At 65.8% G+C, this 12906-nt stretch carries 12 protein-coding genes; 8 read left to right on the forward strand and 4 right to left on the reverse strand.

Annotated features, from left to right (window positions below; genetic code table 11):
• Positions 1–6: 6 nt before the first annotated feature.
• From tmk to cofG, 5 genes are all read left to right on the forward strand, one after another.
• Complete coding sequence (gene tmk, locus IL252_RS13405; RefSeq protein WP_208628398.1) at positions 7–603, forward strand: dTMP kinase; 597 nt, start codon at positions 7–9, stop codon at positions 601–603.
• Between the two features lie 144 nt (positions 604–747).
• Entirely contained in the window at positions 748–1932 is a 1185-nt protein-coding gene (locus IL252_RS13410; RefSeq protein WP_170093543.1) for a tubulin/FtsZ family protein, read from the forward strand.
• A complete protein-coding gene (locus IL252_RS13415; protein WP_208628399.1) occupies positions 1910–2689 on the forward strand; it encodes a hypothetical protein in 780 nt (259 codons plus the stop codon). The genes IL252_RS13410 and IL252_RS13415 overlap by 23 nt, the downstream gene beginning before the upstream one ends.
• A complete protein-coding gene (gene cofC, locus IL252_RS13420; RefSeq protein ID WP_208628400.1) occupies positions 2690–3301 on the forward strand; it encodes a 2-phospho-L-lactate guanylyltransferase in 612 nt (203 codons plus the stop codon).
• A gap of 44 nt (positions 3302–3345) precedes the next feature.
• Positions 3346–4464: a 7,8-didemethyl-8-hydroxy-5-deazariboflavin synthase subunit CofG gene (gene cofG, locus IL252_RS13425; protein ID WP_208628401.1), complete on the forward strand. Its 1119-nt coding sequence runs from the start codon at positions 3346–3348 to the stop codon at positions 4462–4464.
• A 15-nt stretch (positions 4465–4479) separates the two neighbouring features.
• On the opposite strand, the gene IL252_RS13430 is transcribed toward cofG, so the two are convergent.
• Complete coding sequence (locus tag IL252_RS13430) at positions 4480–5142, reverse strand: helix-turn-helix domain-containing protein (RefSeq protein ID WP_208628402.1); 663 nt, start codon at positions 5140–5142, stop codon at positions 4480–4482.
• 85 nt (positions 5143–5227) lie between these two features.
• Here IL252_RS13430 and IL252_RS13435 point away from each other — a divergent pair, with 85 nt between their 5' ends.
• Entirely contained in the window at positions 5228–6544 is a 1317-nt protein-coding gene (locus tag IL252_RS13435) for a cytochrome P450 (RefSeq protein WP_208628403.1), read from the forward strand.
• Positions 6545–6725: 181 nt separating this feature from the next.
• Here the strand turns inward: IL252_RS13435 and cofH are convergent, their stop codons facing one another.
• Together cofH and IL252_RS13445 are read right to left on the reverse strand one after the other, a co-directional pair.
• Positions 6726–8093, reverse strand: a complete 1368-nt coding sequence (gene cofH / locus IL252_RS13440; RefSeq protein ID WP_208628404.1) for a 7,8-didemethyl-8-hydroxy-5-deazariboflavin synthase subunit CofH — start codon at positions 8091–8093, stop codon at positions 6726–6728.
• Between the two features lie 116 nt (positions 8094–8209).
• Positions 8210–9226, reverse strand: a complete 1017-nt coding sequence (locus tag IL252_RS13445; protein ID WP_208628405.1) for a sodium:calcium antiporter — start codon at positions 9224–9226, stop codon at positions 8210–8212.
• Positions 9227–9397: 171 nt separating this feature from the next.
• Here IL252_RS13445 and IL252_RS13450 point away from each other — a divergent pair, with 171 nt between their 5' ends.
• Complete coding sequence (locus IL252_RS13450; protein ID WP_208628406.1) at positions 9398–10426, forward strand: phosphoribosylaminoimidazolesuccinocarboxamide synthase; 1029 nt, start codon at positions 9398–9400, stop codon at positions 10424–10426.
• Between the two features lie 78 nt (positions 10427–10504).
• Here the strand turns inward: IL252_RS13450 and IL252_RS13455 are convergent, their stop codons facing one another.
• Positions 10505–11485: a formyltetrahydrofolate deformylase gene (locus IL252_RS13455; RefSeq protein WP_208628407.1), complete on the reverse strand. Its 981-nt coding sequence runs from the start codon at positions 11483–11485 to the stop codon at positions 10505–10507.
• A gap of 176 nt (positions 11486–11661) precedes the next feature.
• Between IL252_RS13455 and IL252_RS13460 the strand changes: the two genes are divergently transcribed.
• Positions 11662–12882, forward strand: a complete 1221-nt coding sequence (locus IL252_RS13460) for a PKD domain-containing protein (RefSeq protein WP_208628408.1) — start codon at positions 11662–11664, stop codon at positions 12880–12882.
• Positions 12883–12906 lie beyond the last annotated feature (24 nt).

The following is a 12906-nucleotide window of genomic DNA, read 5'->3' on the forward strand; positions in this document are numbered from 1 at the left end:
TCGGGTATGCTGCTCACGCTCGAAGGACTGGACGGCAGCGGAAAGACGACCGCGTGGGAGACGCTCCAGCACCACGCCGCCGTGCCCGACGACGCCGTCTTCACGCGCGAGCCGACGGAATCGTGGTACGGCGAGGCCGTCCAGCGATCGATCGACGACGACGAGGCGGATTCGCTGGCGGAGCTGTTCCTCTATACGGCCGACCACGCCGACCACCTCGCGAACACGGTCGAGCCGGCCCTCGACGCCGGACGGCTCGTCGTCTCGGATCGGTACTCCGATTCGCGCTACGCTTACCAGGGGGCGACCCTGAGCGACCGCCTCGACGACGCGCTCGGGTACGTCAGGGACGTACACGCGCCCTGGACCCGACCGCCGGACGCGACGATCTACCTCGACGTGGACGCCGAGACCGCCGCCGAGCGCAGCGGCGCGACCAACAAGTTCGAGACCGCCGACTACCTCGCGGACGTCCGCGAGAACTACGAGCGCCTGATCGCGGCCGAGCCCGACCGGTTCGTCCGCATCGACGCCACCCAGCCCGAGCGGGCCGTCCGGGCGGCCATAGAGGCGGCCGTCGACGAACTCCTGTCCGGAGAGTGAGGTTCCCACCAGTGGTTCGGCCAGTCGCCGTCGCGTGGTGTCGGGCCAAATATCAATATAACAACCATATCGTATTCGATATCCTGGCAAAAGGCTTATGCCTGCTTTCCTACTTTCCCTCTTCAAGCGGAGTCTCACCAAGCAATGAAACTCGCGATGATCGGCTTCGGGCAGGCCGGCGGTAAAATCGTCGACAAGTTCCTCGAATACGACGAACGGACCAACTCTGGCATCGTCCGTTCGGCGGTCGCGGTGAACACGGCGAAAGCGGACCTGCTCGGCCTCGAGAACATACCACAGGAGAATCGAGTCCTGATCGGACAGGCGCGCGTCAAGGGACACGGCGTCGGTGCCGACAACGAACTCGGCGCGGAGATCGCCGAGGAGGACATCGACGAGATCCAGGGCGCGATCGACAGCATCCCGGTCCACGAGATCGACGGTTTCCTCGTCGTCTCTGGACTCGGCGGTGGCACCGGCTCGGGCGGTTCGCCGGTCATCGCGAAACACCTCAAGCGCATCTACACCGAGCCCGTCTACGGGCTCGGCGTGTTGCCGGGCAGCGACGAGGGTGGCATCTACACCCTCAACGCCGCCCGCTCGTTCCAGACGTTCGTCCGTGAGGTGGACAACCTGCTCGTCTTCGACAACGACGCCTGGCGCAAGACCGGCGAGTCCGTCGAGGGTGGCTACGACCACATCAACGAAGAGATCGTCAGGCGCTTCGGCGTCCTCTTCGGCGCGGGCGAGATCGGCGACGGCGACAACGTCGCAGAGAGCGTCGTCGACTCCTCGGAGATCATCAACACGCTTTCGGGCGGTGGCGTCTCGACGGTCGGGTACGCCTCCGAGGACGTGGAGATGTCGTCAAACAGCGGTGGCGGCCTGCTGTCGCGGTTCTCCAGTAGCAGCGACGACAGCAACGACATGGACACCGCCAACACCACCAACCGAATCACCTCGCTCGTCCGGAAGGCGGCGCTCGGTCGGCTGACACTGCCCTGCGAGATCGACGGTGCCGAGCGTGCGCTGCTCGTGATGGCCGGTCCCTCTGCCCACCTCAACCGAAAAGGCATCGAGCGCGGGCGCAAGTGGCTCGAGGAGCAGACCGGCAGCATGGAAGTCCGCGGCGGAGACTACCCGACAAACGAGCCCCGCGTCGCCGCCGCGGTGCTCCTGTCGGGCGTCCACAACGTGCCCCGCATCAAGGAGCTCCAGCAGGTGGCAATCGAGGCACAGGACAACATCGACGACATCCGCCAGGAGAGCGAAGATAACTTAGAGCAGTTGGTCGAAGACGACGATGATGAACTTGACCCGCTGTTCTAAGACTGCGACTGCGCTGCTTTGCGTCGCGCTGCTGGTGACCGCGACGGGGACAGCCGCTGCTCTGACTCTCTCTTCGGATGGGGTGCCAAGCGAGGCACAGGTCGGGGAGGAGGTGTCGATGACGTACACGATCGACGATCCCTTCACCGACACGGCCAACGACTGGACGCTCATCGCGGACACCGAACTCCAGAACGTCCGCTGGACCGTCACCGTCCTCAGGGCCGGCACGCCGGTCGAGGACGGGGAGACGACATACGGCGAACAGTCGTTCGAACAGGATCTGAGCGTCGACAACAACGGCGACCAGATCCAGATCGAACTGGTCGGTGAGGCACCGGCGGTCGCAAACTACAGCTACGACCCCGAACAGACGTTCACCGTCGCCGCGCTCGACCAGCGGACCGGCAGCAACACCGACGAGCTGGTCAACGACTCCGCCCACCACTACACGAGCGAGAGCCAGGCCGCTCGCGAGGCCATCGACGACGCCCAGAGTGCCATCGACGCCGCAGGTGGCCACCAGGAAGCCGAGGACCTGCTCGACAGTGCGATCTCGTCGTACGAGAACGAGAACTTCGAGAACGCACAGGAGCTTGCAGCACAGTCCCAGAACGCGGCCGACTCCGCCCGCCAGTCCCAGCAGACGACCCAGATGATCCTCATGGGTGCCGGCGTGCTCGCCGTCTTGCTCCTGCTAGGCGGGGGCATCTACTACTGGCAGTCCCAGCAGGGCGACGACTTCTCGAAGCTGTAGATGCGCGTCGTCGTCCCGTTTTCTGCGACCGAGCCCAAGACGCGACTCGCGCCAGTTCTGGACGCCGACGAGCGTCGCGCGTTCGCCCGTGTGATGCTCGCGGACGTGCTCGACGCGCTCGATACGGTCGGCGTCGACCCCACGATCCTCGCGACCGAAGCGATCGACCTCGACCGGCCGGTGACCGTCGACGACCGCTCGCTCGATGCGGCGATCAACGATCTGCTCGCGGCGAGTGACGAGCCCGTCGCGGTCGTGATGGCTGACCTCGCGCTGGCGACCCCGGACGCGCTCGACCGGCTCTTGGCGGCCGAGGGCGACGTGGTCCTCGCTCCGGGCCGTGGCGGCGGGACGAACGCGTTCGTCGCACGCCACCCCGACTTCCGGGTCGACTACCACGACGCGTCGATCCGCGACCACCGCCGGATCGCTCGCAACGTTGGTGCGACGGTGACCGAGGTCGACTCCTATCGCCTGAGCACCGACGTCGACGAGCCGGCCGACCTCGCGGAGGTCCTGCTCCACGGCGAGCGAGCGGGTGCCGACTGGCTGCGCGGGGCGGGCGTCCAGTTGACCGTCGCCGACGGGCGGACCACCGTCGAGCGACCCTGACCCGTCCGGAAGGACTTTTGCCCTCGCAGTTCCGAGACGGTGACGTGATTCCCGGCGCGAGCGACTACGACCTGTCGCTGTCCATCGACGAGGAGGCGATCGAGCAGCTGTTGCAGACGACCCCGGCCGACGTGTCGGCCGCGCCGTCGCTGTCGTTCGCGCGCAACGTCTTCCTGCCCCTGACGACGGCCTGTCGGTACACCTGTACCTACTGTACCTACTACGATCCGCCGGGTCAGGCCGAACTCATGACCACCGAGGAGATCAGAGAGACCTGCCGGCGCGGGGCCGACGCCGGCTGTACGGAGGCCCTATTTACCTTCGGTGACGACCCGGACGACCGCTACACGGCGGTCCACGACCAGCTCGCCGAGTGGGGGTACGAGTCGATCCACACGTACCTTCGACGGGCCTGCGAAATCGCCCTGGAGGAGGGACTGCTCCCACACAGCAACCCCGGCGACCAGACGCGCGAGCAGATGGCAACGGTGGCCGACCGCAACGCCTCGATGGGCGTGATGCTCGAAACCACCGCAGACGTGCAGGCCCACGGCGGTCCCAGAGCCAAGAACCCCGGCCAACGGCTCAACACGCTGCGAGTGGCTGGCGAGCTCGGCGTCCCGTTTACGACCGGGATTCTGGTCGGCATCGGCGAGGACTGGGCCGATCGGGCCGAGAGCATCCTCGCCATCGCCGCGATGCACGAGCGGTACGGCCACGTCCAGGAAGTGATCGTCCAGCCCGTCGTGGACAACGAGCGGTGGGACGGCGGGTCCCCGGACCTGGCGACGCTGCGTCGCGTGACGGCGATGGCTCGGGCCGGGCTGCCGGAAGACGTGTCCGTCCAGGTCCCGCCGAACCTCGCGCCGGCCCGCGAACTCGTCGACTGTGGCATCGACGACCTCGGCGGGGTGTCGCCGGTGACGGTAGACCACGTCAACCCGGCCTACGAGTGGCCGGCGCTCCAGGAGCTGCGTGCCGTGGCGGACCACGCCGACGTACCGCTCCGCGAGCGGCTGCCGGTGTACGAGCGGTTCCTCGGGGACGAGACGTGGATCTCCGAGCGGATCCGCGCCGCCATCGAGCGCGACGACGTCCACGGCGAACGGTTCCGTGCCGTGCGAGACCGGGGCGAGAACCCTGCCGGCGTCGGCGGCCGGTAGCTGCCGAGCGCGTTCTCACGAGTCCGGATCGACGAATTGCGAGAACACCCGGTGCTCGATTTTCCGGAGGTGTTCCCCGACGGTCCCGGCGGTCGCGTCGACGGCGTCGGCGATCTCCGCCTGGGTCGCCTCTCGGGGGTTCTCGTAGTACCCTAGCTCGATCGCCGTTTCGAGGATCGTCTGCTGGCGGTCGGTCAGACAGGCAAAGAGGTCCTCGCCGCGAGGCGGGCGCTGGCCGGTCTCCAGCAGTTCGATCTCGAACGCCTCTCCGCTCGCGGGCACGGCCTCGCTGAAGGCCCCTTCGTCGCCGACGAAGGTGATCTCCATCGCGCCGTCTGGGTGGACCTCGATGGGCATCTCCATCATCACGGTCGACTCCTGGCGGTGCTGGAGCATCCGGTAGTTGGCGTCGTTGGGATCGAACTGACAGTAGGCGTACCAGCGCCCCTCGGTCCCGGTGACGGCGTACTGACGGACGTAGTCGCTGTCGTCGAGGATCGCCTCGTAGCGGTCGCGGTTGCCCCGCGCCTCTGCGAGCATCACGCCGCTGCCGTCGTCGAGTAACTCGACGCGGTGGATCGCCTCGCGGGTGATGTCCTCGGCGTCGGACAGCGCCTGCCCGAGCGGGTGGAAGGCGGTGCCCTCGCGCGGCTCGACGCGGACGGTGACGTACCGCATATCCGCAGTTTCTCCGGGTGCTACTTAAATCGACCTCGTCGGCGAGGCGACAGGCCGAGGCGAGTCCCGGCCGTCTCTGTACACGATGACGACCACAGATGCCCCCGGCCCGCGTGGACTGCCCGTGATCGGAAACTCCCACCAGTGGGCTCGCGACCCCTGTGCCTTCCGCGAGCGCTGTGCCGCGGAGTACGGCCCCGTCGTCAACTACGAGATGCTGGGGTGGGACACCTACATGCTGACCGATCCCGCCGACGTCAAGCGCGTCCTCGAAGATCCCGACACCTTCCCCAAACACGAACCGAGCAACGCCCAGCTGGAAGCGTTCGTGGGAAACGGCCTGCTGACGAGTGGCGGCGATCTCTGGGAGCGCCAGCGAGCGGCGATTCAGCCGGCCTTCTACATGGATCACATCCGCAACTACGCCGAGCGGATGGTCGCTCAGGCCGCCGCGACCGCCGACCGCTGGACGGCCGGCGAGTCGGTCGACGTTCGGCGTGCGATGACGCGGTGTACGCTCGACATCCTCGTCGACTGTCTGTTCGGCGAGGATATCGATCCGGCCGAACGCGGACTGTACGAGGCCGTCGAGGCGTTTCAGGCCCCGCTGGAACCCAGCAAGCAGCCGATCACGTTCTTCGCGCCCGACTGGGCTCCAGTCCCGTTCCTCAGGCGGGCCGATCGGGCGCTCTCTCACATCGACGACCAGATCTACGACATCCTCGAAATCCGCCGCGCCGACGAGTCGGACCGCGACGACCTGGTCGCGATGTTGCTCGCGGCCGACACCGCGATGGACGACGAGCAGATCCGCGACGAGCTGGTCACCTTCCTCTTTGCCGGCCACGAGACGACCGCGCTGTCGATGACCTACGTCTGGGACCTGCTCTCGCGCAATCCCACGGCCCAGCGGCGACTCCACGAGGAGGTGGACGCGCTCGACGGGCGACCGACGATCGAAGACGTGTTCGACTTCGAGTACACCGGTGCCGTCATCGAGGAAGCGATGCGACTGTATCCCCCAGCCCACGACATCCGTCGATCGCCCGCCACGACGGTCGAGATCGGCGGCTACACGATTCCAGAAGGGAGTCTCGTCACGCTCCCGACGTGGGTGTTGCACCGCGACGAGCGCTTCTGGGACGACCCAGAGCGGTTCCGCCCCGAGCGGTTCCTCGACGGCGGCCGATCGGACCGGCCGGAGTACGCCTACTTCCCCTTCGGCGGCGGCCCGCGTCGCTGTATCGGCCAGCAGTTCGCGATGACGGAGGCCCAACTGATCCTGGCGACGATCGCCCGCGAGTGGACGCTCGAACGCGAGTACGGCGACCTCGACCTGTCGGCCGCGGTCACGCTCCAGCCGAGCCACGACGTGCCGATGACTCCCCACGAGCGAACGTAGACCGATACTGCCGGCTGTCCATCTGTGACCGATTTCGCCACCCGGGGTGGCAAAGCTCGTCACGAAGTGACAGCCGGCAGTATGAGCGAGCGACAGCGTGCGCCCGATTGCTCGACGGGGCGTCGGGTCGCGGTCGTCGGCCGAACGACCGGCGCGGGCCGACGGTTCCACGGTGGCGGCGCTATCGTGTACTATCCTCTATCATCGGAGTGCCGTCTGCCTTCGGCCCGAGTTCGGGACCGAAGGGCGGGTCGTCGGGGTCGATCCGGCGGCGCTGGCGGTAGTCGGTCGACCGTTCGACGGGGATCCGGCCGACGGCGGTGATCATGTCGACGTACTCCCGGAACGTGCGCATCTCGCCGTAGTCGCCGCCGGCTCGCTTGGTGATCTCTTCGGAGAGGATCGTCCCCATGAAGTCGTCGGCACCGCAGGTCAGCATCTTCAGGCCCTTGGCGTCGCCGTACTTGACCCACGAGGTCTGGATGTGTTCGACGTTGTCGAGGAACAGTCGCGAGACGGCGATCAGGAGCTCGTCCTCGTCGTCTGTCGCGCCGCCAGCGACCAGCCCTTCCTCGTACAGCGGCGTCTCCTCGTGGACAAAGGAGAGCGGGACGAACTCCGTGATCGCGCCAGTGCGGTCCTGCAGATCGCGGATCCGTTCGAGGTGGAGCGCCCGGTGGGCCTCGTTGTCGACGTGGCCGTACATCATCGTCGCGGTCACGTCCAGCCCGACGCTGGTGGCCGCCTCCATGGCCGCCATCCACTCGCCGCTGTCGATCTTGCCGGGACAGATCACGTCGCGCACCTCGTCGACGAGGATCTCGGCGGCCGTTCCGGGGACGCTGTCGAGGCCGGCCTCGGCCAGTCGCCCGTAGATCACCTCGTACTCCCAGTCGGTGCCCCGTCGGGCGTGGTAGGCCTCTTCGGGCGTCATCGAGTGGAGGTGGACGCCGCCGACGCTCATCGCCTCGATCTGTTCGCAGTAGGTGCCCGGATCGGTGTCGTACTCGCCGGCCGGCCGGTAGTTCAGGTCGCCGCGGTCGCTCGTTTCGAGTATCTCGCGGTGTTCCTCGTCGAGCGCGAAGGCGGGGTGCAGTCCCGAGACGGAGGTCACCTCGTAGATCCCCATCTCCAGGGCGTCGGCGACGATTTCGCGGGACTGTGCTGGCGTTTTAGTGAAACCGCCGTGATCGTCCTGGTGGGACGTGCGGAACTGTTCGGAGCGGTCCTTGAAGTTACAGAACTGACAGCCCGTGTTACAGGCCGTCGTCACGTTGTTGTTGAGGTTCGCGACGAAGGTGACTTCCTCGCCGACGACCTCGGCGCGGCGACGGTCCGCGGCTTCCAGGACGAGTTCCTTGCGTCGCGGATCGATCCCCGAGTGGTCGGTGCCCGTCGTCAGGAGTTCGATCGCGTCGTCGACGGACAGTCGCGTCCCGTCGCGGGCCTTCGCCAGTGCGTTCTCGAAGGCCTGGTCCGTCTCGGGGCGGTGGGAGAAGTCGAACTCTCCCCGCGGGACGTTCGCCGCTGTGTCGAAGGCGTCCGGCATCGTCTACCGATAGGTGTAGTCGGTCAAAAGCGTGGCGGGACTGCGCGAAGCTGTAGCGTTCCCGAGGGTTACCGCTCGAAGGCAAAACGTGCCGAGCCGAGCGATTCGGCCGGTCGCTACGACGGCAAGACGCCGACGACGCCGACCGCTTCGGCGACGACCCAGGCGACGAACACGAGGTACGCGATCAGCAGCGAGTACGCCTCGCCCATCGTCATCTCCAGATCCGTCCTGAGGACGGTAAAGAGGTGCAGCGTCGCGAGCGTGAGCACGCCGAACATCGGGACGGCCATCGCGAAGTCGACCGCCCACTCGCCGATGATGAGAACGCCGGCCGGGATCGCGACCAGCAGGTCGAACGTGTTCGAGCCGAGCACGTTCCCCAGCGACACGACTCCGCGCTCGTCTCGCGCCGAGCGCACGCTGACGAGTGTGTCTGGGAGGCTGGTCGCACCGGCGACGACGGTGACGCCCATGATGAACTCTGGGACGCCGAGCGCGAGCCCGATGGCGTCGACCGACTCGACGAGGAAGTGGACGGCGACGAGGATCGTCAACAGTCCGGCACCCAGCAGCGCCCACTGTCTGCCGGCGTCGATCCCCTCGCGTCCGTCCTCGTCGGCCTCGTAGTCGGCCGTGTCCTGGGACTGGATGAAGACGTACAGTCCGTACATGCCAAGCGGCAGCAGTGCCAGGGGACGGGTCACGGTCCCGACCAGGCGCTCACCGTCGGCGGGATAGTAGATCACCGCCATCGAGAACGTGATGATAAGGACCGACACCGCGAGCATGTAGAACTGGGCCTCCTTGTAGACGAGCGTTCGGTTGGCCTCCATCGGTCCGTCTCTGGCGATCCCCGACAGCGCCGGAATGACCAGGATGTTGAAGATCGCCGACCCGACGATCGCACCGACGCCCAGCGACAGCGATCCCTGGAGCGCCGAGGCGACGGCACTTGCGAGCTCCGGGAAGCTGGAGCCGATCGCGGCGACGAGTGCGCCCTGTACGACCTGTGGCAGTCCGTAGTAGGTCGCGAGCCGATCGCTGGCCGATTCGAGCCAGCCGCTCCCTTTCCAGACCGCGATCGTGGCCGCGAAGACGATGCCGATGTCGATCGGCGCAACCCCACTCATCGACTGACGGTCCTGCCGGATCGGAGTTAGGTGTTTGGTTGCCCGCCCGAGTCGGGACAGCCAGACAACACGTGTGTCTGCGTCGGTGAACCCGGCAACGGATCTGGACGGCCGCTGCCCGACGGTGCGAAGTGCAAACGCCTTTGTCCGGGCACGCCGACGCTGGCAGTAATGACGAGCGTCAAGGAGTTCCGTGTCGACGAACCGGCCACCGCCGATCAGCTGGGCCGTGGCTCGTTCGTGTTCACCGACGACTACTCCGTGTTCGACTGGGGCAAGATGCCCGACGAGATCCCCGACAAGGGGGCGTCGCTGTGTACGATGGGTGCGTTCAACTTCGAGCTCCTAGAGGAGAACCACGTGCCCACTCACTACGAGGGCGTCGTCGTCGACGGCGAGGTCGTCGAACTCGGCGACGCGCTCGCGGCCGGTGTCGCTCCCGACGAGATGTCGATCTCGCTGACCCAGGTCCCCGACCTGCCTTTCGACGGGGGCAGCTACGACTACGACGCGTACCACGCCGACGCCGGCCAGAACTACCTCGTCCCCTTGGAGATCGTCTTCCGCAACCGCGTGCCGGTCGGCTCCTCGCTCCGGAGCCGGACCGATCCCAGCGATCACGGGCTCGACCGCGACAGCTGGCCCGACGAGGTCGTCGAACTCGACGAGCCGATCGTCGAGTACTCGACGAAATACGAAGAACAGGACCGCTATCTCGATCCCGCCGACGCCGACGAGATCGCCGGCCGGGCCGACATCGACCGTCTCGACGAACTCGCCCGCGCTATCAACCACGTCGTCACCGAGCAGGCCGCAGACGCCGGGCTCGTCCACGAGGACGGCAAGATCGAGTGTCTCTACTACGAGGGCGAGATCCGGGTCGCCGACGTGGTCGGCACCTTCGACGAGAACCGCTTTTCCTACGACGACCAGCAGGTCTCCAAGGAGGTCGTCCGCCAGTACCACAAGCGAACCCAGTCCGAGTGGGTCGCGGCTGTCGGCGACGCCAAAGACCGCGCGGACGAGGAGGGCGTCGCCGACTGGAAGTCGCTGTGTGACCACCAGCCCGAACCGCTCGACGAGGATGTCCTCGGTGTCGCTCGGGACCTCTACTGTGCCGGGACCAACGCCTACGTAGCGGCCGACGTGTTCGACGCCCCGTCGCTGGACGCCGCGGTCGCCGCCGCTCGCGACCTGTAGAACGCTCGCCGTTGTGCCGTTTCGGTCGACTGCACGCACTCGTGCGGTCGGCCGATCCAACGGCGGCAAGAATCCGTGTCAGTCGTCGGCCTCGATCTCGTCGTCTTCGCCGGCAACGAACTCGCCCAGTCCGTCGATGGGGCGATCCGGATTCTGCTCGTCGAGCTCTCGTGGTGCGCCCAGCTGGGCGTCGACATCGTCGGCGTTCCGGAGTTTCGTCCGGCCGCGGTGGACCGTCACCTCGTCTTCGAGGTGGAGTCTGATGGCCTCCAGCAGCGCCTCGGCTTCGAGTGGCTGGCCGATCTGCTGGAGTTGCTCTTCGGTCGCGTCGTCGGGGACGTTGAACGCCCGCTGGGTGATGATCGGTCCCTGGTCGAGATCCGTCGTCACGTAGTGGGCCGTGACGCCGGCAATCCGGACGCCCTCCTCGATCGCTTGCATGTACGCCGACGCGCCGGGGAACGCGGGCAGCAGCGACGGGTGGACGTTGATGATCCGACTCTCGTAGCGAAAGACCACGTCGGGACTGAGGATGCGCATGTACCGCGCGAGAACGATCAGATCGGCGTTGTACTCCGAGAGGAGGTCCAGGAGTTCTCCCTCGTCGGGAGTCCCCTTCTCGTCGCCGATGTCGTGGAAGGGAACGTCGTACTTCTCGGCGAGGGGCCGGAGGTCCGGATGGTTCCCGATCACGACGTCGATGTCGGCTCCGAGGTTGCCGCTGGCCCACGCCTCGAACAGCGCTTCGAGACAGTGGCTCTCCTTGGTGACCAGGACGGCGATCGACTGCGTCTCTCGGTCGGCCGGGAATCGGACCTGCACGTCGACGCCGAGTTCGTCTCCCAGATCGTGGAGGTCGTTTCGCAGCGTCGTCTCCGTACAGACCATCTCGCCGGTGTCGACGTGCATCGTCATCCGGAACACGCCTTCTCGAACCGCCTGGTCCAGGTCTTCGATGTTGATGCTCCGCTCGAACAGGAGACTGGTGACCTCGGCGATCAGGCCCGTGTCGTCGTCGCCGACGACCGTGATCTCCGTCAGATCGTGCGTCACGCCCACCACCTCGTGACGATCGTGCTCATCATTGCCCGTTCGTCGGGCGTGCCACTCCAAAAGCCTTCGTGTTGGCCGCCAGCCCTGGCGAACGCCACCCATCTTTCCGCTTAATCTGGAGAACATTCCCGAACAGAATGGACGAAATTATAAATACGGAGACGGAACCACGCCCCACCCAGATGCGACGACTCCACTCTCTCGTGGTACTCTTGGGGCTCCTCGCGGCGCTCGCGATCCCCGTATCAGCGGCCGGCAACGCTCCGCCGACCGCCGCTGCGGGACTCGATCAAACGGTCACGAGCGGGACGACGGTGTACCTCGACGGCGCCAACTCCCACGATCCCGACGGGCGTATTCAGACCGTCGAGTGGTCGATCCGGGACCCAAACGGCGCGACCGTCGCCCCGTCGTGTCGGAACTGCCTCCAGCCGACCTTCACGCCGAACGTCACCGGGCGCTGGTCGGTCACTGTGACGGTGACCGACGACGACGGCGCAGCGGCCACCGACACGCTGTACGTCACCGTCGAGGAGGCGCGCGGCCCGACGCTCACGCTCGATGGACCCGACAGAGTCGTTCCAGACGAATCGACGCCCTTCGTCGTCGAGGCGACCAGCGACGGAGCACCCCTTCGTTCCGTGTCACTCTATCACGACGACACGCGCGTCAACAGCACGACGGTCGACGGCACCACGACGCTGACGACGCTCACCCACACGTTCTCCGAAACCGGGTCGACGGAACTGCTCGCCGCCGTGACGGACGAGGCTGGCTACGTCAACACGACGACGATCACCGTCGACCCCACGACCGCCAGTGCTGCCAGGGTGGGCGATCGCTGTGACGAGGGCGAACGCCGGGTGTACATGGGCGGAAGTATCGGCAGTATGTGCTCTTCGACGGCACTGATCTACGAGACGCGGAACGACGTGACGATGGTCGTTCCGACGGGCGACGCCTCCCAGGAGGGTATTCAACTCTACAACGATGAACAGGGAGAGGTCGTGACAGTAGCGACGGGCGAGCAGGTCCAGGAGATACGACGTGAGAATGATGGTCTCATCACACTGGAAGACGTAGAAAAAACTTACGAAGAAAACAAAGATAACGGAATGTATAGCCCATATGACCAGTCAGTAGAAACTATTATAGAAAATAACGAAGAGGAGTATGAAGACGCAATTGAGAACATGCCAGTATCAATGACAGAATCTGGAACCACTGACGTGGACGAGGCGGATGATATGACTGGATCCAACTCTCAAAGAGAAGAATCTGAAGAATCAGACGGTGAAAATGACGCTGCCGAGGATGACAACACGACATCAAATTCTAGTGGTTGTCCACCGGTGAACAACCTCGTTCCTCCATCAGTCAGACACAACCGGATGAGTTGCTGAGTATGTGGGAGCATAAAATAAAAC

It is taken from the genome of Halomicrobium sp. IBSBa (genome assembly GCF_017612575.1).
Lineage (GTDB): Archaea > Halobacteriota > Halobacteria > Halobacteriales > Haloarculaceae > Halomicrobium.